Here is a 20,888-nt window from a genome sequence, read left to right as displayed (position 1 = left end):
ACCGGACTACTGGTTCTGGTTGCGCTGCGGGGCGCGGACCCGGTTGACCGGCGTCGTCGTAATGCGCGCGTTCAGGCGCTCGATCACGACATCGGTGATGTCGACGCTGTTTGAGGTCATCACCGTGACCGACTGGTCCAGCAGAACCAAAGCGTTACGCTCCGCCAATACCGCCTGCATGATTTCCTGGAGGATCGGGATCACCGGCTGCAGCGCCGCCTGTTCGGTGGCCGCGAGCTCTTGCTGGCGGGTGCGCCCCTCGATTTCCAGGTTGCGCATGTCGACCTGGAGCTGCTGGATCCGCTCGAGCAGATCGGGGCGCTGACGGATCGCTTCCTCGGTCATGGCGGACGCTTCGGTGTTGAGCGCTTCGCTTTCGGCGCGCACAGCTGCCTGCTGAGGCTGGATTTCGGCCTGCATCTCGGTGCCGATGCGCTCCAGCTGGGCAGCGATGTGCTGGCCCACGGCGCTCTCGTTCAGAGCGCGCTCCTGGTCGACGACCAGGATCTGCGCAGAGGCCGCTGAAGACGCAGCGACGGCGAGCACGAGCGCGGCGACCATGCGCAGCGGGGCGCCAGAAAGGCGGAAATTAATATGTTTCATAGGTTTAGAACCCTGTCATTGTGCTGAAGCGGAAGAAGCGCCCGCGATCGTACTCTTCCTTGACGAACGCGTGGGCGAAGTCGAAGCGCACGGGTCCGAACGGCGAGTCCCAGAAAATGGACAGGCCGGCCGAGGCACGCGGCGCCAATTCGTCAACCGTGAAGACCGCCGTCGCCGAGCCATCGTCTGCAAGCGAGTCTTCGTCGGGCAACAGGCCCATGGTGCCAAACTCGGTGAACAGGCTGGACCGGATGCCATACTGCTCGGGCAAGCCCAGCGGGAAGGCCAGCTCAAACGCACCAATGGCGTAGAGATTGCCCCCCAGCGCATCGCCGGCGAACAAACGCTCATTGCCTTCAGAGTCCAGTCCGCGGCGTACGACGCGCGGGCCGATGCCTGCCGTCTCGAAGCCACGGAACGAGTTGCCGCCCTTGAAGAAACGGTCGTTGATCCGGGCCACGTCGCCGCCCCACGAATAGAGGTAGCCGGCCGTGCCGGTGAAGCTGAGCACCACGTCGTCACGGAAGATGTTCCTGTATACGCCGCCCTGAAGCTCTGAGCGGACATAGCGAACATCGCCCCCAATTCCGGCGAAATCTTGGTTGAAAGCGAGCTGGAAACCGTTCCTCGGGTTATTGAAGTCATCTACCCGGTTCCAGTTCAGCGAGTATCCCAGCAGGGATGTCGTACGCGAACCCGCGGCACGGCTGATAGATTCGGTCACGCCAGTGAAGGTTGTCACCTCGTCGGTCCGGATCGTGTAGTTCAGGCCCGCCTGCACCGCGCGCGTCAGCGGGAAGCCGGCCCGCAGGCTGAGACCCGTGGACTGGGTTTCGAACGACGCTTCGCGCGAGAAGTCCGAGCGCACGGTGAAGAGGTCAAAACCGGCAGCGAGATTGCGGTCAAGGAATCGCGGCTCGGTGAAGCGGATATCCACCTGTTCGCGCCGTGAGCTGGCCGACACGCGCAGGCGCAGGAATTGTCCGCGGCCGCGCAGGTTCCGCTCCGAAATCGAGAAGTCGATCAGGAACGCATCGGTGGACGAGAAGCCCGCGCCAAACGCCAGCTCCCCGGTAGGCTGCTCTGTCACCGACACCTGAACGCGCGCGCGGTCAGCCTGGCTGCCCTGGAAGGGCTCGATATTGACGTCTTCAAAGAAGCCCAGACGGCGCACACGCGACTGGGACACGTTGACAAGCGCCTGGTTGAAGGCATCGCCTTCGACAATGTCCATCTCCCGGCGGATCACGCGGTCAAGCGTGCGCGTATTGCCCACAATATCGATGCGCTCGATGTATACCCGCGGGCTTTCGCTGATCGAGTAGGTGATGTCGACGGTCTGGCTCTCGCGATTCACGTTCACGCGCGGGGTGATATTGACGAAGGCGTAGCCCGAGGCACCCGCGGCGAAGGTCAGCGTTTCAATCGAGTCCTCGATCAGGCTGCCCACATACAGGTCGCCAGTCTGGGTTGGCACCGCGCTGGCCAGGAAGTCCGTGTCGAGATCCTCGATGGCGGTATCCACCTCAATCTCGCCGAACCGGTAGCGTTGGCCTTCGTCCATAGTGAAGGTGACAAAGAAGTCGCGCTGATCCGGCGTCAGTTCGGCCACCACCGAGGTGACGCGGAAGTCCGCATACCCGCGATCATTATAGAACTCGCGCAGCTGCTCGCGGTCAAACTCGATCCGGTCAGGATCGTAATTGTCGTTGGAGGAAAAGAACCGCCACCAGCGCGCTTCCGTGGTGACGATCTCTCCGCGCAGGCGGCGCTCGGGATAGCGCTCATTGCCTACAAAAGCGATTCTGCGCACTCCGGTGACCGGGCCTTCGGAGATTTCAAAGACGAGATCGACCCGGTTCTGCGGCAGTTCCACGATCTGGGGCGTCACGCTGGCGGCAAAGCGCCCGGCGCGGCGGTAGACTTCCAGAATGCGTTGCACGTCGGCCTGAACGCGGGCCCGGGTGAAAATCGCGCGCGGCTGCAGCTCGATCTCGTCGGTGATCCGGTCATCGCGAATGGCGCGGTTACCTTCCAGCACCACGCGATTGATGATCGCGTTCTCTTCGACCTGCACCACCATGGTCGCGCCATCGACCGCAATGTCGACGTCGGAAAACAGATTGGTCGCGAACAGCGTCTGGATCGACAGATTGATCAGGCGTGGGTTGGGCACCTCGCCCGGCTGAACCAGGACATAGGACAGGATGGTGGCGGCTTCGACCCGCTGGTTGCCGCGCACCAGAATCTGCAGCACGGGGCGCTGGGCGGTGGCCTGCAGCTCCGGCTGGGCCGCAGCCGCTTCAGCACCCGACGGGACCGGTTGGACTGAGTCCTGCGCCATGGCGCCACCCGTCAGGGCCAGACCAATCCACAACGCCGCAATAGCGAGAAGAATTCGATTCATAAAAAGCCTCGTCCCCTCGGCGGCCGCCTGCTTTCCCGATCAGAAAAACAGGCCACGCAAATAACTCAAATCATTCCAGGTGGCCACGACCAACAAGGTCAGGACGAAGCCGACTCCGATCTTGAACCCGATCTCCTGCGCCGCCTGGCTCGGCGCGCGCTGGGTCACGGCTTCGTAGGCGTAATACACGAGGTGGCCGCCGTCGAGAACCGGAATGGGCAGGAGATTCATTAAACCCAGTGCCACGGAGATAACCGCGGAAAGGGCAGCGAGTGACAAAAGCATCGCCCAGATGCGCTGGTTCAACGCCACCTGGGCCCCCTCAGGCGCGGCAACAGACACGTTGGCAACCTGCCCCGCCGTGGTCGCGATCCCGATGGGGCCGTTAATCATTTCCAGCGACGCGCGCCCTGTGACGAGGCGCACCATGTATTCGCCGATCATTGACGCCGTGTCCCACGTCCGCGTCACGCCATACACCGGTGCTTCCAGAAGCGAGTAGCGCACCTGTTCGCGCTGCCCGACGCCGGAGCTGACGCCCAGAAAGCCCATGGCCCGTTCGCCGCCCAGTCCGTCAGCCCGCACTTCGCGGCGCGGTGTCGCGTCCACAATCACCTGCTCGCCATTGCGCTCGACCACAAAGCGGACCGTCTGGCCGGGCCGGACCATGACCGCCTGGCTGATCTGGGTGAAGCTGCGTATTTCGCTGCCATTGACCGACACCACCTGATCGCCAACCTCAAACCCGGCCACTTCAGCCGGCGAACCCGGCTGCACGCCGCCCACCACCGGCGCTGTAATGACTTCCCCGCGAGCCATGCCCAGAGCCGCGAAGACGACGATCGCCAGCAGAAAATTGGCTACAGGGCCAGCGGCCACGATAACCGCGCGCTGCCAGACCGGCTTGAAATGAAACACACTGTCCGCGTCCACACGGCTGGCGCGCAGCGCTTCTAGCGCCTCATGGTCCGGCGCGCTGGCCGCGTTCTCGTCACCGCGAAACCGCACATAACCACCCAGCGGCAGCGCTGCGATGCGCCAGGCCGTGCCCGTCTTGTCGCGCCAGCGCAGCAGGGTGGGACCAAAACCAATGGAAAACACCTCGGCATGCACGCCAAACAGGCGCCCGGCATAGAGATGACCCATCTCGTGAATGACCACGACAAACGAAATCACCGCAACAAATGCCGCGATGGACAGAAGCCCTGCGCCAAACATCTCCGTCATGGTTCGTTTTCCTCTTATCCGGCGGTTTGCCGGCGTGTCGTGCAGCTATCGCGCCAGACGGCGCACCGCTGCGTCTGCAAGGCGCCGTCCATGCGCGTCTGCGTGCACGACCGCATCAATGGATGCCGGCGCGGTACCGGCATCAACGGCGCGCGCGCCCTCGTCCAGAGCCTCCGAGACCGCCGAGGCGATGTCAAGAAAGCCGATCCGTCCAGCAAGAAAAGCCGCGACCGCCACTTCGTTCGCCGCATTCAGCACGGCGGGTGCTGTGCCGCCTGAAATGAACGCCTGACGCGCCAGGCCCAGCGCGGGAAAACGCACGGGATCCGGCGCAAAAAAGCTCAGCGATCCCAGCCGCGCCAGATCCAGCCGGTCCACCGGTGTGTCCATGCGCTCGGGCCAGGCCAGCGCGTGCGCAATGGGGGTGCGCATGTCCGGGCAGCCGAGCTGGGCCAGCAGCCCGCCATCCGCGTACTCGACCAGGCCATGCACGATGGATTCGGGATGGACCAGCACATCCACCTGCTCTTGCGGCAGGGCGAAGAGATGGCAGGCTTCGATGATCTCCAGGCCCTTGTTCATCATGGTGGCGCTGTCCACCGAGATTTTGGCCCCCATCGTCCAGGTAGGATGGGCTACCGCCTGCGCCGGTCCAGCTGCGCGCATGGTCTCCAGGCTCGCATTGTGGAACGGGCCGCCCGAGGCGGTCAGGATGATGCGCCGGATATGGCTGCGCTGGTCCGGATCGAAGGCCTGGAAGATCGCATTGTGCTCTGAATCCACCGGCAGCAGGGTCGCACCGCTGCGCGCCGCCTCCTCCAGCATCAACACGCCCGCGCAAACCAGCGCTTCCTTATTGGCAAACGCCACGCAGGCACCCCGGCGCACCGCGGCCAGCGTCGGCTGCAGCCCCGCCGCGCCGACGATCGCGGCCATCACCCAGCCCGCCTCCATGGCGGCAGCATCCGCCACGGCCTGCGGCCCGGCACCCCATTGGATGCCGCTGCCGGCCAGCGCTTCGCCCAGCGCCGCGCCGGCGCGCGGATCAGCCACGGCGCAGAAGCGCGCCCCGAACTGGCGCGCCAGCTTGGCCAGCTCCACAGCATTGCCATTGGCGGTCAGCGCCACGACCTCATAGGCACCCGCATCCGCACGCGAGATCAGGTCCAGCGTCGCGCGGCCCACCGAGCCTGTCGCGCCCAGAAGCGTGATCGCGCGTGCGCTCATAGTCCTGCCCCCGGCCAGCCATCGGGTCCTGCGGCGCGCCAGGCACCCGCAAACAGAACCGCCATCATCAATGCATCCACCCGGTCCAGTACACCGCCATGACCGGGGATAAGCGTCCCGGCATCTTTCACGCCGAACCGCCGCTTGGCCAGCGACATCACAAGATCGCCAAGCACCGCCGCCAGTGCGGTGGGCGCTGCGATCATCGCGGCATAGACCGGATCAAACCCCAGCACCTGCGCCACCCCGGCCCCGGCGGCGATACCAAAGGCGAGACCGGCGGCCAGGCCCGCCCAGGTCTTGTTCGGACTGGCCGCAGGCAGGAGTTTCGGGCCGCCGATCCAGCTGCCGGCCAGATAGGCGAACGTGTCCGCCGCCCACACCACCGCAAGCAGGAACAGGACGGCGATCAGCCCGCCCTGGCCGCCCTGCCCGCCCTCACGCAGAGAGACCAGCACGGCCGCCGCCAGTGCAATATACGCCACTCCCGCCACCGCTTCATAAGCACGCCCGCGCCGGCGCCGGTCGAGCCCGGCGAACACGGCCCCGCCTGCAATCCAGGCCGCCGTCCAGCCCGGCTCCGCCTGACCGGCCAGCAAGGCCGCGCCCACGGCTGTGCCGGTGGCGATGGCAAAAGCGCGTGGCGGCGCGGTCCGGTCGGACATGCGCACCCATTCCCACGCCATGGCGGCGGCAAAGGCAGCAATGAAGATGGAAAAGGCCGTGCCGCCTGCCCAGACAAGCAGCAGAGCGGCCGGGGCCAGGACGAGTGCCGACAGGACCCGCCGAAGAAAGACCGGATCGCCCGGCGCGCCATTCCTGCGGGGGGCAGGCGGCTCGGTCATGCGCGCACAGCTCCGAAGCGGCGCTCCCGGCGCGCGAACTCATCCAGGGCCGCCCGCAGATGCTCTTCGCCAAAATCAGGCCACAGCACATCCATGAACACCAGCTCTGCATAGGCAGTCTGCCACAGCAGGAAATTGGACAGGCGCCGCTCGCCGCTGGTGCGGATCACCAGGTCGGGAACAGGCAGATCCGCGGTGTCCAGGTGCTTTTCGAAGTCGGCTTCCGTCAGCGCCGACAAATCCCCGCCGCAGGCCGCCGCCGCACGCGCCGCGGCGCGCACCAGCTCGTCGCGCCCGCCATAATTGAAGGCGATGGTCAGATGAAAGCGGTCGTTCTCACGGGTGCGCGCCTCGACCCGGTCGATGGTCTTGACCAGGTCGTCGGACAGGCCGTCGCGCCGCCCAATGACGCGAATCCGCACGCCCTCGCCATGCAGGCGTTCCAGATCAGCCGTCACAAACCGGCGCAACAGATCGAACAGCGTGTCGATCTCGGCGCGCGGACGGCGCCAGTTTTCAGTGGAAAAGCTGAACAGGGTGAGATGGGTCAGGCCCAGATCGCCGGCGGCGCGGACGGTTTCGCGCACAGCCTCCACCCCGGCCTGATGGCCGAATGCGCGCGGTTTGCCGCGGGCTGCGGCCCAACGGCCATTGCCATCCATAATAATGGTCACATGGCGCGGCGACCGGTCGGCGGCGTCGGGCTGCGCCATGTCGGCGGCCTCCTTGAGTCTGGCGCTGGGCTCAGACCTGCGTGATTTCTTCCTGCTTGGTCAACAACAGCGCGTCGATCTCGCCGATGCGGTTATCGGTGGCTTTCTGAACCAGGTCGGAAAACTTTTTCTGTTCGTCCTCGCTCATATCGCCGTCTTTCTCCGCCTTCTTCAGCGCGTCCATGCCGTCGCGGCGCACATTGCGCACCGCGATTCGCGCCTGCTCGGCATAGGCACCCGCCGTCTTGGCCAGTTCGGCCCGGCGCTCTTCGTTGAGCGGCGGGATCGGAATGCGGATCATCGCGCCTTCCATGACCGGATTGAGGCCAAGACCCGCATTTCTGATGGCCTTGTCCACGGCACCGGCCAGGTTGCGGTCCCAGACCTGGACCGAGAGCATGCGCGCCTCGGGCGTGCCGATCGTACCGACCTGGTTGATCGGGGTCAGCGAGCCATAGGCATCCACCTTGACCGGATCGAGCAGACCCGCGCTGGCGCGGCCGGCGCGCAGCCCGGCATACTCTTTCTTGAGCGCCTCGACCGCGCCATCCATGCGCTTTTCGATATCTTTCAGGCTGAAAGCGGACATGCTCGTCTCCTAAATGCGTTTCTGCCGGGCGTTTCTACCGGCTTTTGCGGGCGGTGCCGTCCAGCGGGCCCACGACCGTACAGGTGCCCTCGCCAGCCAGCACACGGGCCAGCCCACCCTGCTCGCGGATATTGAACACCACGATGGGGATCTGGTTGTCGCGCATCAGCGTCACGGCCGAGGCGTCCATCACTTTGAGGTCACGGGCCAGAACGTCAATATAATCCAGCCGTTCAAACCGCTTGGCTTCAGGATGCCCGCGCGGATCCATATCATAGACCCCGTCCACGCCGGTGCCCTTGAACAGGGCATCACAGCCCATTTCCGCAGCGCGCAGCGCGGCAGCCGTATCGGTGGTGAAGAACGGGTTTCCGGTACCGGCGGCAAAGATCACCACCCGGCCCTTCTCCATATGGCGCACGGCGCGCCGGCGGATATAGGGCTCGCATACCGTGGTCATGGGAATGGCCGACTGGACGCGCGTTGAAACGCCCACACGCTCCAGTGCCGTCTGCATCGCCAGCGCATTCATGACTGTGGCCAGCATGCCCATATAGTCGGCAGCGGCGCGCTCCATGCCCTTGGCGGCGGCCTGCAGCCCGCGGAAGATATTGCCCCCGCCAATGACCAGGCACAGCTCGTATCCGGCCTCAACAGCCTCACCAACCTCACGCGCGATGCGTTCGGCGGTGTTCATGTCGATGCCATAGGGTTCCGCGCCCATCAGGGCTTCACCGGAGACTTTCAGCAGCACGCGCTTGTAGGGCCCTTGCGGAACCGGACGGGACCGTTCGTCACATGTCTCGCTCACGTTTCGCCCTCCCTGATGCGCCTGCACGTCCCGATGACAGATCAGGGCCCGGCGGAGCGGTCCGCCGGGCCCTGAAGCCATCTAGCCTTTCGTCATCGCCGCGACTTCCGCGGCGAAGTCGTCCTGCTTTTTCTCGACGCCTTCACCCAGCACCATGCGCACGAAACCCGTGAGCTCGATGGGGGCACCCGCGTCCGCTTCGGCCGCTTTCACCGCTTCGGCGACCGTCTTGTCAGGATCGAGCACGAAGGACTGCTTGAGCAGCACCACTTCCTCGAAGAACTTGCGGATGCGGCCCTCGACCATCTTTTCAATGATGTTGTCCGGCTTGCCCGATTCGCGCGCAGACGCGGCGAAAACCTCGCGCTCGCGTGCGACCAGATCGGCGTCGACTTCCGCTTCGGTGGTCGCCGCCGGAGCGGTCGCGGCCACGTGCATGGCGATCTTCCGGCCCAGCTCGTTCAGCACACCCTGGTCACCGGTGGATTTGAGCGCCACCAGAACCCCGATCTTGCCCATATTGTCGGCCGCAGCGTTGTGCACGTAGTGCGCAACCACGCCCGCATCCACAGACAGGGTCGCCATGCGGCGCACCGACATGTGCTCGCCAATGGTCGCGATCAGATTGGTCAGCATGTCGGACACGCTGGCACCCGACTTGGTGGCCGCAGCCTGCAGGCCCGCCACGTCGCTGGCGTCAACCGCCAGGCCCGCGATCTCGGCCACGGCGGCCTGGAACTGGGCATTGCGCGCCACGAAGTCGGTTTCGGAATTCACCTCCACCGCAGCGGCCGACATGCCGGCACCGCGCGCGTGCGCCGTCACGGCCACCAGGCCTTCAGCGGCCACGCGGTCAGCTTTCTTGGCGGCCTTGGACAGGCCTTTTGTGCGCAGCCAGTCAACCGCGGCTTCCAGATCGCCATTGGTTTCCGACAGGGCTTTTTTGCAGTCCATCATGCCTGCGCCAGTCTTCTCGCGAAGCTCTTTGACGAGGGCGGCGGTGATCTCGGCCATGGGGAGGTCTCCTTACGTCGCGTTGCGCGCGCCTTGGGGGCGGACGTCTGTTATGTGGCACCGGCCGGAGCATCGCCCCGGCCGGCTGTGTCGTGGGTCTGACGCCAGGCCTACTCGGCTTTGGCGCCGGCCTCTGCCTCTTGCGCCGCAGGGGCGTCGGGTTCAGCCGTTTCGGCCGCAGGCGCTTCGGTCTTCATTTCGTCCAGGCCCAGCGCATTCGCGCTCGGCGCTTCGCTGGCACCCAGATCCATGCCGAACGAGGCCTGGCTGTCGGTGATGCCGTCCAGAACCGCGTCGGCGATCAGGTCGCAATACAGCGCGATGGCGCGGGCGGCGTCATCATTGCCCGGGATCGGGAAGTCGATGGCGTCTGGGTCGGAATTGGTGTCGACGATGGCCACCACCGGGATGCCCAGGCGCTTGGCTTCCTGGATCGCGATCGCCTCTTTGTTGGTGTCGATCACGAACATCAGGTTCGGCGTGCCGCCCATCTGCTTGATGCCGCCCAGCGAACGCTCGAGCTTTTCGCGCTCGCGCGTCAGCATCAGCGTTTCTTTCTTGGTCAGGCCCTGGGGACCGCCGTCGGCGTCCAGCAGACCTTCCAGTTCGCGCAGACGCGCGATGGAGCGCGAGATCGTCGCCCAGTTGGTCAGCGTGCCACCGAGCCAGCGGTGATTCATATAGTACTGTGCGCAGCGCTGCGCGGCCTGGGCCACCGGCTCGGACGCCTGGCGCTTGGTGCCGACGAACAGCACACGGCCGCCGCCAGCGGCGACTTCACGCACTTTGACCAGAGCCTGGTGCAGCAGCGGCACGGTCTGGGACAGGTCGATGATGTGGATGCCCGAGCGTTCGCCGAAGATGAATGATTGCATCTTCGGGTTCCAGCGGTGGGTCTGGTGTCCAAAGTGTGCGCCGGCTTCAAGCAGCTGACGCATGGAGAATTCAGGAAGAGCCATTGTGATCGGTCCTTTTCCGGTTGGCCTCCGCGGGGCGGAGCCGAGCCGGTCTGCCTGTCCGCTTGAATGGACAGCCAAAACCCGGTCACGGCACCGGAGCGACGCACCCCATGGCGCGCCGAGCCCCACGTGCGGGATCGCGCGCGCTTATACGGGGCCGCGCGCGGCGCTGCAAGCGCGCTGCGCGGCCCGGGCCTAGTCTTTTCGAACCACCCGCGCTTTGCCCCGCCCGATGGTGAGCGCCTTGATAACGCCGCGCAGCGTGCGCACTTCCTGTTCGGTCAGCCCGCCGCGCGCGAAGATATTGATCAGGTTCTGCATCATCAGCGGCGTCTTTTCCGGCGGATAGAAGAAGCCCGCCCGGTCCAGCTCGTCCTGCAGATGGCCGTACAGCCCTTCCATCTCGGCGGCGGAGGCGCGGTCAGGCAGAGCCTCGAACGGGGCCGGCACCGGCTCGCCGGCGCGCCATTCATGGGCCACCACGCCGCACGCCATGGCGAGATTGAGCGAGGCGAAGCCCGGGTCCACCGGCAGGGTCAGAATGGCGTTCGCCCGCGTCACCGCCTCATTGGGCAGGCCGGACTTCTCCGCCCCGAACAGAACGCCCACGCGCTCGCCGGAGTCTATATGAGTCCGCGCGCGCGTCATCGCCTCGCGCCCGGTCAGCACCGGCTTGACCATGCCGCGCGGGCGCGCCGTGGTGGCGTAGAGCGCCTGGCAATCGGCCACGGCGTCGTCGAGCGTGTCAAACACCGCCGCGCGCTCCAGCACCGGCGAGCCCGCCGCCATGGTCTGGGCCGCCGGGTTCGGCCAGCCATCGCGCGGCGCCACAAGGCGCAGGTCGGGAATCGCAAAATTCCCCATCACCCGCGCGCACGCGCCGATATTCTCGCCCAGCTGCGGGGCGACCAGGATGAAAACAGGCGCGGGCGCGCCCGTCTCGGCGCTGACCGTCTCAAACTCAGGCCCGGCGGGGTTCATGGGCACCCTTTCTATGGCTGCGCCGGGGTGCTAGACACCGCCGCAGCATTCGTCCACCCCCCATTGCGCGCCGCCGCCTCGTTGCGGACGCAGCGCGCCCCACGCCAAGCAGAAGAGATCCCCATGGCCAAGATCAAAGTCGACACCCCGGTCGTTGAACTCGACGGCGACGAGATGACCCGCATCATCTGGGCGCTGATCAAGGACAAGCTGATCCTGCCCTATCTCGATATCGACCTGAAATACTACGACCTGTCCATCGAGAAGCGCGACGAGACCGACGACAAGATCACGGTGGAATCGGCCGAGGCGATCAAGCATTACGGCGTGGGCGTGAAATGCGCCACCATCACCCCGGACGAGCAGCGGGTGGAGGAGTTCGGCCTCAAGAAAATGTGGCGCTCGCCCAACGGCACGATCCGCAACATTCTGGGCGGGGTGGTGTTCCGCGAGCCCATCGTGATCAAGAGCGTGCCGCGCCTGGTGCCCGGCTGGACCCGCCCCATCGTGATCGGCCGTCACGCCTTTGGCGACCAGTACCGCGCCACCGACATGCTGGTGCCCGGACCGGGCACGCTGACGCTGACCTTCACGCCGGAAGACGGCTCCGAGCCGGTGACCCACGAGGTCTACAAATTCCCGTCCGCGGGCGTGGCCATGGGCATGTATAATCTGGACGACTCGATCCGCGATTTTGCCCGTGCCTCGCTGCGTTACGGGCTGGAGCGCGGCTGGCCGGTCTATCTGTCCACCAAGAACACGATCCTGAAAGCCTATGACGGCCGCTTCAAGGATTTGTTCGAGGAGGTCTACCAGGCCGAATTCAAGGACGCGTTCGAAGCCAGGAAAATCACCTATGAGCACCGCCTGATCGACGACATGGTCGCCTCGGCGCTCAAATGGTCGGGCGGCTTCGTCTGGGCGTGCAAGAATTACGATGGCGACGTGCAGTCCGACACGGTGGCGCAAGGCTTCGGCTCGCTGGGCCTGATGACATCGGTGCTGATGACGCCGGACGGCAAGACCGTCGAAGCCGAGGCCGCTCACGGCACGGTGACGCGCCACTACCGCCAGCACCAGCGCGGCGAGAAGACCTCCACCAACTCCATCGCCTCCATCTTCGCCTGGACGCGCGGCCTGCACTTCCGCGGCAAGATGGACGGCAATCAGGCGGTCATGGATTTCGCCGACAAGCTGGAGCAGACCGTCATCAAGACCGTTGAGTCCGGCTACATGACCAAGGACCTCGCCCTCCTGGTCGGCGACCAGCAGGGCTGGCTGTCCACCGAAGGCTTCCTCGACACGGTCGGCGAACGCTTCGCCAAGGCGATGAACGACTAGAGACCTGCCCTTTCCGTCACCGCCTGCGCCTGGCGCTATCGCCGCGCAGGCGGGACGGTCTAGGTCTGTGTGCCATGAGCGTGAATGACGACATCGAAGCCCTGGTCGAGGAATTCGACTTCCTGGACGATTGGGAAGAGCGCTACCGCTATCTGATCGATCTGGGCCAGGCCCTGCCGCCGCTGGCGCCGGACGAGCGCAGCGAGCAGACCAAGGTGCAGGGCTGCGTCAGCCAGGTCTGGCTGGTGCTGGAGCGCGACGCCGACGGCCGCCTGCGACTGCGTGGCGAGTCCGATGCCCATATCGTCCGGGGCCTGGTCGCGCTTCTGGTGCGCCTCTATGACGGGCGCAGCCCGCAGGAGGCCGAAGCGATTGATCCCAAAGACGTGCTCGCACGCATCGGCCTGGCCGAGCACCTTTCGCCCCAGCGCTCCAACGGGCTGTCCTCCATGGTCGCGCGCATCCAGGCGTCGGTTCAGGCCTGACCTGAGCTGCGCATCCGTTCGATCCTGAGCTCTAGGCGCCGGATTTCCATCACCAGGCGGTGCTCGGTCAGAAACGCCGCCATGGACGTCTTCACCACCAGCGCGCCCAGCATCAGCACGGCTGACGGCAAGCCCCAGCGCAGCGCCTCCAACACTGTCTCGGCCTGAAAAAACGCCCAGGCGAACCAGACGCTGACGAAAAACATCACGCCCTGGGCGGCGAACATATATTGACGGGGCCAGGCGCCGGGTCCGCGCAGCATGCCGAAGGCGCTGGCGATAAAGCCCGGCTCCTCGCCCAGTGCCCGGCGCAGTTCGGCGTCTTCATGGTCGAGGGTTTCTTCGATCAGACGGTCGATGTCAGACATCGTCTCCTCCTGTGAGGGTGTCGCGCAGCGTGCGCCGCGCGTGCATGAGGCGGGTCTTGACCGTGCCCGCCGGAACGTCCAGCGCCACGGCGATCTCCGCAACGCTTAAGTCTTCGATATGAAACAGCCACATGGCCGCGCGCTGGGCCGGCGGCAGGGTCTGCATGGCCTGAGCAATGCGCGCCGCGTCGGCGCCGCGTTCAGGGTCGATGGCCGGTGCCGGGGGCGGTTCGGCCAAAGCCGCCGCCTGTAGCCGCCGGGTCGCCTGACGCCCGCCGATCAATTTGGCGCAGCGCCGCGTCGTGATGCGCCAGGCCCACAGGGCAAATGCGCGGTCCTCGCGCAGCCGGTGCAGCCCGGTGATGATCTCCACCCAGGCGTCCTGCACCGCCTCACGCGCCAGCTCCGTATCGCCCGTCAGCCGCCAGGCATGGGCGATCAGGCGCGGCTGCCAGCGCCGGGCCAGCGCGTCCTGAGCGCGCGCCTGCCCGGTGCGGGCGGCGGCGGCCAGAAACGCGTCCAGCGTGCGCTCGGCTTGGGAAACGGACATGAAAGGTGCCTTTTGGGACTGCGAATGTAAGGAAGGTGCCCCCCCGCGCGAATTGGGTTCAATGTGCGCTGCTGGTTTTTACAGCATCGCGCGCCACCTCCTTACCACACCTGTTTTCCCGGAAGCCGCGAAGCGGTTATCCGGGACCCATCCCGGCACATCTGAGCCACCTCGACGGTGGTCAGGATCTGTGGATCGGTCCCGGGTCGCCTACGCCGCCCGGGAAGGCAATGGTTTGGGTCAGACTTGTCTCTTTGCTGCTCAAGCGCCCCCGACTTTTCCACATCGCTCCAATTGACGGGGGATTATCCGCACGCAAACCATGACGGGGCCGCCCCGCCCCGTTAGCATGGGGCCATGACCGCTGACGCTGCCGACGCCCCCTCATACGCCCTTGCCGCTCAAGCCGAGAACGCCGGTCCGCCGCGTAATATCGAGGCGGAGCAGGCTTTCATCGGGGCCGTGCTGTACGACAACGAGACCCATAACCGGGTCAGCGACTGGCTGCGCCCTGAGCATTTCTACGATCCGCTGCACGCCGCGATCTACCGGCGCGCCGCCCAGATGATCAATGCCGGCACGCTGGCCGACGCGGTAACCCTGCGCTCCCATTTCGAGGGCGAGCCGGGCATGGCCGCCGTGGGCGGGGTCAATTACCTCGCCCGGCTGATGAGCGAGGCACCCGATTCCGCCTCGGCACCGGAGTATGCAAGGGTCATCTATGATCTGGCCGTGCGCCGCGCGCTGATCGCGTTTGGCGGCGAGGTGGCCTATGACGCCAGCCGCCCCAGCGACTCGCTCACCGCCATCTCGCTCCTGGAAAACGCCGAGCAGCGCCTGTTCAAGCTGGCTGAATCGGGCGGCGCCTCGCGCACGCTCCAGCCCTTCAGCGAGGCGCTCGCCCAGTCCATGGCCATGGCCCAGGCCGCCTACAAGCGTGGCGGCGGGCTGTCAGGCATATCCTCGGGGCTCAAATCGCTGGACGGCAAGCTGGGCGGGATGCACCGCTCCGATCTGATCATTCTGGCGGGCCGCCCCTCCATGGGCAAATCCTCGCTGGCGCTGAATATCGCGTTCTCCATGGCCCGCGCCCACCGCACCGAGACCGGCAGCGACGGCGTACGCCGCACCACTGATGGCGGGGTGGTCGCCTTTTTCTCTCTGGAGATGTCCAGCGAGCAGCTCGCGACGCGTCTTCTGGCCGACTATACCGGCATATCCGGCTATCACATTCGCCAGGGCAAGATCGACGCGGCGCAGTTTGAAGACCTGCGCGACGCTGTGGCCGACATCAATTCCATCCCGCTCTACATCGACGATACCGGCGGTTTGTCCATTGGTGCGCTGGCCGCACGTGCGCGCCGCCTGAAGCGTAATCCGCAAATCGGGCTTGATTGCGTGATCGTCGACTATCTCCAGCTGGTGTCGGGCTCCAACAGCCGCAGCGACAACCGGGTGCAGGAAGTGTCGGAAGTGACCATGGCGCTCAAATCGCTGGCCAAGGAACTCAATGTGCCGGTGATCGCCCTGTCCCAGCTGTCACGCCAGGTCGAGCAGCGCGACGACAAGAAGCCCCAGCTGTCGGACCTGCGCGAATCCGGCTCCATCGAGCAAGACGCCGACGTGGTGATGTTCGTCTATCGCGAGTCCTATTATCTCGAACGCCTGGAGCCCAAGGAAGGCACCGAGCAGCATCTGGCCTGGGAAGACGAGATGCGTCAGGTACGCAACGAGGCCGATGTGATCATCGCCAAGCAGCGCCACGGCCCCATCGGTGCCGTGAAAGTGCATTTCGACCCCGACCGGACCAAATTCTCCGATCTGGACACATCCGGCCGGCGCGATTTCGAGTAAGCGCGCCATGGCTGATGCAACACCCGCCGCTGCGCCGCCCGCCGGGCTGGGCTCACGCCTGATCATCGATCGCGACGCGCTGGCGCGCAATTTCCAGACCCTGCGCAAGCTGGCCGGCGGTGCCGAAGCCGGTGCCTCTATCAAGGCCGACGCCTACGGGCTGGGTGCCAGCGCCATGGCGCCGCGCCTGGCGCGCGAGGGTTGCCGCACCTTTTTTGTCGCCACGCCGGAAGAAGGGGCCGAACTGCGCCAGGCGCTGGGCGGCGGCGAGGCCGACATCTGGGTGCTCAACGGCTATGACCCGGCCTCGCGCCAGCTCTATGTCGACCAGCGCCTGGGCGCCGTACTGAACCAGGCGCGCGAGCTCTGCGACTTCGCCCAAGGCCCCACCGGACCGTGCGCCCTGCATCTCGACACCGGCATGAACCGGCTGGGCTTTCCCGCGCGCGATCTCGACGCGCTGATCGCCGCGCCGGGCGTGCTTGAAAACCTCGATCTGCGCCTCATCATGAGCCATCTGGCGTGCTCGGAAGATCCGGCCCACCCGATGAACGCCGCCCAGCGCACACGCTTCATGGCGCTGGCCGAACGCCTGCCGAACGCCCGCCTCAGTCTGGCCAATACCGGCGGGGTGATGCTGGGCGCGGACTATCATTTTGACCTGGTGCGCCCCGGCATCGGCCTCTATGGCGCCAGCGCCAGCCTGGACGCATCCCACCCGTTCGCGCCAGTGGTGCGCCTCGAAGCGCCGATCCTGCAGGTGCGCGCGGTTCTGGCCGGCGAGAGCATCGGCTACGGGGCCAGTTTCACCGCCGAACACGACACACTTACCGCCACGGCGGCGGTGGGCTATGGCGACGGCCTGCCGCGCGCCCTGTCAGGCCAGGGCTTTGCCCGTATCGGGAACGTCCGCGCGCCCATCCTGGGCCGGGTATCCATGGATCTGGTGGTGCTCGATGTCAGCGCCTGCGAGGCCGAGCTGCGCGCCGGCGCCCCGGCGGTCTTCCTCGGCGCGGACCTCACAGAAACCGCGCGCCTGGCCGGCACCCTGCCCTATGAACTTCTCACGGGGCTGAGCGCGCGCCCGGCGCGGGTCTATGAGGGCCCGCTTTAGGCAGGTTCAGACATTGAACTTGAACAGCATCACGTCGCCGTCCTGGACCACGTATTCCTTGCCTTCCTGACGCAGCTTGCCGGCCTCGCGCGCGCCGGCCTCGCCGCCATGGGCGATATAGTCGGCAAAGGCGGTGGTTTCGGCGCGGATGAAGCCGCGCTCAAAATCGCCATGGATGACGCCCGCCGCCCGCGGCGCGGTCCAGCCCTTGCGGATGGTCCAGGCGCGCGCCTCTTTCGGGCCCACGGTGAAATAGGTCAGCAAGTCCAGCAGCTGATAGCCGGTGTGGATCAGGCGGTTCAGGCCCGGCTCCTCCAGGCCCAGCTCAGCGAGGTATTCGCCGCGCTCGTCCGCGTCCAGCAGCGCCAGTTCCGATTCGATCTTGGCGGAGATCACGACACAGGCCGCCCTTTCCTCAGTCGCCCGCGCTTCCACGGCGCGTGAATGCGCATTGCCGGTGGCGGCGCTGTCTTCATCCACATTGGCCACGAACAGCACCGGCTTGGCGGTCAGCAGCTGCATCATGCGCCACTGGCGGCGCTGGTCGGCGGGCACCTGGGCCTTGCGCGCCGGGCGGCCTTCATTGAGTTCCGCCAGCGCCAGCTCGATCAGCACCAGCGTCTCCTTGGCGTCCTTGTCGCCGGTCTTGGCCTTTTTCTCGAGATTCGCGCGGCGCTTTTCCAGGCTGTCGAGATCGGCAAGCATCAGCTCGGTCTCCACCACCTCGAAATCGGACAGCGGATCGACCTTGCCGGACACGTGGGTGACATCGTCATCCTCAAAACAGCGCAGCACATACACCACCGCGTCCACCTCACGGATATTGGCCAGGAACTGATTGCCCAGCCCCTCGCCCTGGCTGGCACCCTTTACCAGGCCGGCAATGTCCACAAAGCTCATGCGCGCCGGGATGATGCTGGCGGACTTGGCGATCTCGGCCAGCTTCATCAGGCGCGGCTCGGGCACCGCGACCTCGCCGACATTGGGCTCGATCGTGCAGAAGGGATAATTGGCCGCCTGCGCCGCCGCCGTCTGGGTCAGGGCATTGAACAGGGTGGATTTACCCACATTGGGCAGACCCACGATGCCGCATTTGAATCCCATGACACTCTCCTTCGCACCGTCCGGCTGTGGCGCGCCGTATAGGCTGCGCGCTCGCCAAGGGGAAGGGTGCGCGGCGCCCCTGAAGGCAGACCACACGCCTTGCCCGTATCCCGCTCCCCGTGGCACAGACGCCCCGGCATGACCGCGTCCGCCCCCGCCCCTTGCGTCCAGACCGCCGCCCTGAGCGTGCTGATGACAGCCGATCCCGCCACCAAGGCCGCCTGCGCACGGCGTGTGGCGGCTGATTGGCGCGCCGGCGTCCTGGCTCTGCCGGCATGCGGCGCGCCGGGTCTGGCGCCGGACCGCCCCGCCCGGCCGGACAAGCCCGTCCTCGCCCCGCCCTCTTCCGTGCCCAAGCGCAAGCTCGGATCGCAAGCCGGCCGCTTCGCCCTCCTGCATGCCGTGGCCCATATCGAATTCAACGCCATCGATCTCGCCTTCGATCTGGTGGCGCGCTTTGGCGGCGATGCGCGCATCCCGGCATGCGACCGCCCCGCCTTCATCAGCGACTGGATCGGCGTCGGCGACGACGAGGCGCGCCATTTCGGCCTGCTGACGGATCGCCTCGCCGCGCTGGGCGGCGCCTATGGCGATCTCAACGCCCATGACGGGCTGTGGAGCGCGGCGGAGGCCACGAAAGACGATCTGCCCGCGCGCCTGGCCATCGCGCCCATGGTGCTCGAAGCGCGCGGGCTCGACGTGACGCCGGTCATGATCACGCGCCTGCGCGCCGCTGGGGACGAGGCCAGCGCAGGCGCGCTGGAGATCATCTATTCAGAAGAAGTCGCCCATGTCGCCGCCGGCCGGCGCTGGTTCGATGCGTTGGCAGCCGCCGAAGGCCATGACCCGCGCGCACGTTTTCACGCCCTCGTACGCACGTACTTTCGCGGCGCCCTCAAGCCGCCCTTCAACATCCCCGCCCGCGACCGCGCCAACCTGCCCGAAGACTGGTACGCCCCGCTGGCGGGCCTGATGGACTGACGCGGCAGGGACAGGCATTCAATTCAGGCTGCGCAGGTCCGGACCCGCGGATAAACTGGGCGCGAACCGATTCGCTTGAGGAGTCCCGCCGCCATGAAAACCCTCTCCCCTCTCCTGATCTTCGCCGCCGCGCTGGCGCTGGCGGGGTGCAACACCATTCAGGGCATCGGCCACGACATCACCCGCACCGGCGAGGTGATGGAGGATCTGCTGACCGAAGCGGATGGACCGGCGGGCGAAGACGGGGTTGCTGCGGTCAGCTAAGACGCTTAAAGGGCGGTTCGCCTCGAAGCGCCTCCGGACGCAGGACAAGAAAAAAGCCGGCGTGAATCTCGCCGGCTTTTTCATGGTCAGGCGCAACCTATCGTCTACAACACCTCAAACAAACCCGCCGCGCCCATGCCGCCGCCGACACACATGGTGCACACGACGTATTTGGCGCCGCGGCGTTTGCCTTCGATCAGGGCGTGGCCGACCATGCGCGCGCCGCTCATGCCATAGGGGTGGCCGATGGAGATGGCGCCGCCATTGACGTTGAGGTTTTCGTCCGGGATGCCCAGCGTATCGCGGCAATAGAGCACCTGCACGGCGAACGCCTCATTGAGCTCCCACAAGCCGATATCGTCCATCTTGAGACCATTGGCTTTCAGGAGTTTCGGCACAGCGTAGACCGGCCCGATGCCCATCTCGTCCGGGTCCAGGCCCGCCACGGCAATCCCCACATAGCGGCCCAGCGGGGCGAGGCCGCGGCGTTCGGCCTCTTTGGCCTCCATCAGCACCGCCGCCGAGGCGCCGTCCGACAGCTGGGAGGCGTTGCCCGCGGTGATGAACTTGCCTTCCTTGACCTGCTGGCCGTGGGCGAAGACCGGGTTCAGGCTTTGCAGGTTTTCAAGCGTGGTGCCCGGGCGGTTGCCCTCGTCCTTTGACAGGGTGACTTCCTGGCTGGAGATTTCGCCGGTGGCCTTGTCCTTCACCAGCATGTTCGTGGTCATCGGCACGATCTCGGCGTCAAAGCGCCCGGCGGCCTGCCCCTCGGCGGTGCGGGTCTGGGACTGCACGGCGTAGGCGTCCTGCGCCTCGCGGCTGACGCCATAGCGCTGGGCCACGATCTCGGCGGTCTCCAGCATGCTCATATAGAGGTCGGGGCGGTGCTCATTGATCCACGGGTCGAACGCCTTGTGGATATTCATGTGCTCGTTCTGGACCAGCGAGATGGATTCCAGCCCGCCGCCCACGGTGACGGTCATGCCGTCTGAGATGATCTGCTTGGCGGCGATGGCGATGGCCATCATGCCGCTGGCGCACTGGCGGTCCACGCTCATGCCCGACACGGCGGTAGGCAGGCCGGCGCGGATCGCGGCCTGGCGCGCGATATTCTGGAAGGTGGAGCCCTGCTGCATGGCCGCGCCGATCACCACATCGTCGATCTCGGCCGGATCGATCTTGGCGCGCTGCACCGCGTGGCTGATGGCATGGGCGCCCAGCGCCTGGGCCTGGGTGTCGTTGAACGCGCCGCGATAGGCCTTGCCGATCGGGGTGCGGGCGGTGGACACGATAAGGGCTTCACGCATGGGGTCTCTCCCTGAATGGATGGGCCGGCCTGCAAGCCGGGCATTCGCCCCGTCTTAGACCGTGGGGCTTTGCGATCAAAGTGTTTCGATGGGCGGCGTGGCGCGCCGCAGACCAGCGCAAGCTGGCCTGGGGCGTGATCCATG

General features: G+C 66.1%; 21 protein-coding genes. 6 read left to right on the top strand and 15 right to left on the bottom strand.

The genetic code is table 11. The features are described from left to right. Positions 1–6 precede the first annotated feature (6 nt). The 11 genes from L2D00_01405 to L2D00_01355 form a co-directional block, all read right to left on the bottom strand. Positions 7–561, bottom strand: coding sequence for an OmpH family outer membrane protein (locus L2D00_01405; GenBank protein ID WBQ13355.1), 555 nt, complete (start codon positions 559–561; stop codon positions 7–9). A 46-nt stretch (positions 562–607) separates the two neighbouring features. Beyond that, positions 608–3,010: an outer membrane protein assembly factor BamA gene (bamA, locus tag L2D00_01400; GenBank protein ID WBQ13354.1), complete on the bottom strand. Its 2,403-nt coding sequence runs from the start codon at positions 3,008–3,010 to the stop codon at positions 608–610. 39 nt (positions 3,011–3,049) lie between these two features. Continuing rightward, positions 3,050–4,237, bottom strand: coding sequence for a site-2 protease family protein (locus tag L2D00_01395; protein ID WBQ13353.1), 1,188 nt, complete (start codon positions 4,235–4,237; stop codon positions 3,050–3,052). 45 nt (positions 4,238–4,282) lie between these two features. Then, complete coding sequence (dxr, locus tag L2D00_01390) at positions 4,283–5,464, bottom strand: 1-deoxy-D-xylulose-5-phosphate reductoisomerase (protein WBQ13352.1); 1,182 nt, start codon at positions 5,462–5,464, stop codon at positions 4,283–4,285. Continuing rightward, complete coding sequence (locus tag L2D00_01385) at positions 5,461–6,309, bottom strand: phosphatidate cytidylyltransferase (GenBank protein WBQ13351.1); 849 nt, start codon at positions 6,307–6,309, stop codon at positions 5,461–5,463. The genes dxr and L2D00_01385 overlap by 4 nt, the downstream gene beginning before the upstream one ends. Next, entirely contained in the window at positions 6,306–7,022 is a 717-nt protein-coding gene (gene uppS / locus L2D00_01380) for a polyprenyl diphosphate synthase (GenBank protein ID WBQ13350.1), read from the bottom strand. The genes L2D00_01385 and uppS overlap by 4 nt, the downstream gene beginning before the upstream one ends. Before the next feature lie 31 nt (positions 7,023–7,053). Next, positions 7,054–7,611 (bottom strand): ribosome recycling factor, encoded by a 558-nt coding sequence (frr, locus tag L2D00_01375; protein WBQ13349.1) that lies wholly within the window; start codon positions 7,609–7,611, stop codon positions 7,054–7,056. A gap of 34 nt (positions 7,612–7,645) precedes the next feature. Then, the gene (pyrH, locus tag L2D00_01370; GenBank protein ID WBQ14480.1) at positions 7,646–8,335 is read right to left on the bottom strand and encodes a UMP kinase; all 690 of its coding nucleotides are present in this window, start codon (positions 8,333–8,335) and stop codon (positions 7,646–7,648) included. 168 nt (positions 8,336–8,503) lie between these two features. Continuing rightward, on the bottom strand, positions 8,504–9,436 hold the full coding sequence (tsf, locus tag L2D00_01365) for a translation elongation factor Ts (protein WBQ13348.1): 933 nt from the start codon (positions 9,434–9,436) through the stop codon (positions 8,504–8,506). A gap of 110 nt (positions 9,437–9,546) precedes the next feature. Continuing rightward, positions 9,547–10,395, bottom strand: coding sequence for a 30S ribosomal protein S2 (gene rpsB, locus L2D00_01360; protein WBQ13347.1), 849 nt, complete (start codon positions 10,393–10,395; stop codon positions 9,547–9,549). A gap of 195 nt (positions 10,396–10,590) precedes the next feature. Then, the gene (locus L2D00_01355) at positions 10,591–11,376 is read right to left on the bottom strand and encodes an RNA methyltransferase (protein WBQ13346.1); all 786 of its coding nucleotides are present in this window, start codon (positions 11,374–11,376) and stop codon (positions 10,591–10,593) included. Between the two features lie 123 nt (positions 11,377–11,499). Between L2D00_01355 and L2D00_01350 the strand changes: the two genes are divergently transcribed. Both L2D00_01350 and L2D00_01345 read left to right on the top strand, forming a co-directional pair. Beyond that, positions 11,500–12,717 carry an NADP-dependent isocitrate dehydrogenase gene (locus L2D00_01350; protein ID WBQ13345.1) on the top strand — a complete coding sequence of 406 codons (1,218 nt, stop codon included), beginning with the start codon at positions 11,500–11,502 and terminating at the stop codon, positions 12,715–12,717. A gap of 74 nt (positions 12,718–12,791) precedes the next feature. After that, the gene (locus L2D00_01345; protein ID WBQ13344.1) at positions 12,792–13,202 is read left to right on the top strand and encodes a SufE family protein; all 411 of its coding nucleotides are present in this window, start codon (positions 12,792–12,794) and stop codon (positions 13,200–13,202) included. Here the strand turns inward: L2D00_01345 and L2D00_01340 are convergent. Together L2D00_01340 and L2D00_01335 are read right to left on the bottom strand one after the other, a co-directional pair. Then, positions 13,193–13,570 carry a hypothetical protein gene (locus tag L2D00_01340; GenBank protein ID WBQ13343.1) on the bottom strand — a complete coding sequence of 126 codons (378 nt, stop codon included), beginning with the start codon at positions 13,568–13,570 and terminating at the stop codon, positions 13,193–13,195. The genes L2D00_01345 and L2D00_01340 overlap by 10 nt on opposite strands. Continuing rightward, positions 13,563–14,120, bottom strand: a complete 558-nt coding sequence (locus L2D00_01335; GenBank protein WBQ13342.1) for a sigma-70 family RNA polymerase sigma factor — start codon at positions 14,118–14,120, stop codon at positions 13,563–13,565. Before L2D00_01335 ends, L2D00_01340 begins: the two co-directional genes overlap by 8 nt. Positions 14,121–14,477: 357 nt before the next feature. Here L2D00_01335 and L2D00_01330 point away from each other — a divergent pair, with 357 nt between their 5' ends. Next, positions 14,478–15,974 (top strand): replicative DNA helicase, encoded by a 1,497-nt coding sequence (locus L2D00_01330; protein ID WBQ13341.1) that lies wholly within the window; start codon positions 14,478–14,480, stop codon positions 15,972–15,974. 7 nt (positions 15,975–15,981) lie between these two features. Then, entirely contained in the window at positions 15,982–17,088 is a 1,107-nt protein-coding gene (gene alr, locus L2D00_01325; GenBank protein ID WBQ13340.1) for an alanine racemase, read from the top strand. Between the two features lie 6 nt (positions 17,089–17,094). On the opposite strand, the gene ychF is transcribed toward alr, so the two are convergent. Further along, entirely contained in the window at positions 17,095–18,192 is a 1,098-nt protein-coding gene (gene ychF / locus L2D00_01320) for a redox-regulated ATPase YchF (protein WBQ13339.1), read from the bottom strand. A 138-nt stretch (positions 18,193–18,330) separates the two neighbouring features. Between ychF and L2D00_01315 the strand changes: the two genes are divergently transcribed. Together L2D00_01315 and L2D00_01310 are read left to right on the top strand one after the other, a co-directional pair. Continuing rightward, positions 18,331–19,173, top strand: a complete 843-nt coding sequence (locus L2D00_01315; protein WBQ13338.1) for a ferritin-like domain-containing protein — start codon at positions 18,331–18,333, stop codon at positions 19,171–19,173. Between the two features lie 93 nt (positions 19,174–19,266). Continuing rightward, positions 19,267–19,437, top strand: a complete 171-nt coding sequence (locus tag L2D00_01310; GenBank protein WBQ13337.1) for a hypothetical protein — start codon at positions 19,267–19,269, stop codon at positions 19,435–19,437. A 104-nt stretch (positions 19,438–19,541) separates the two neighbouring features. Here the strand turns inward: L2D00_01310 and L2D00_01305 are convergent, their stop codons facing one another. Beyond that, positions 19,542–20,744, bottom strand: coding sequence for an acetyl-CoA C-acyltransferase (locus L2D00_01305; protein ID WBQ13336.1), 1,203 nt, complete (start codon positions 20,742–20,744; stop codon positions 19,542–19,544). Positions 20,745–20,888: the final 144 nt, after the last annotated feature.

It is taken from the genome of Hyphomonadaceae bacterium BL14, from assembly GCA_027627705.1.
Classification (GTDB): Bacteria; Pseudomonadota; Alphaproteobacteria; order Caulobacterales; family Maricaulaceae; genus Oceanicaulis.
This window is presented reverse-complemented; position numbering and strand designations above follow the sequence as displayed.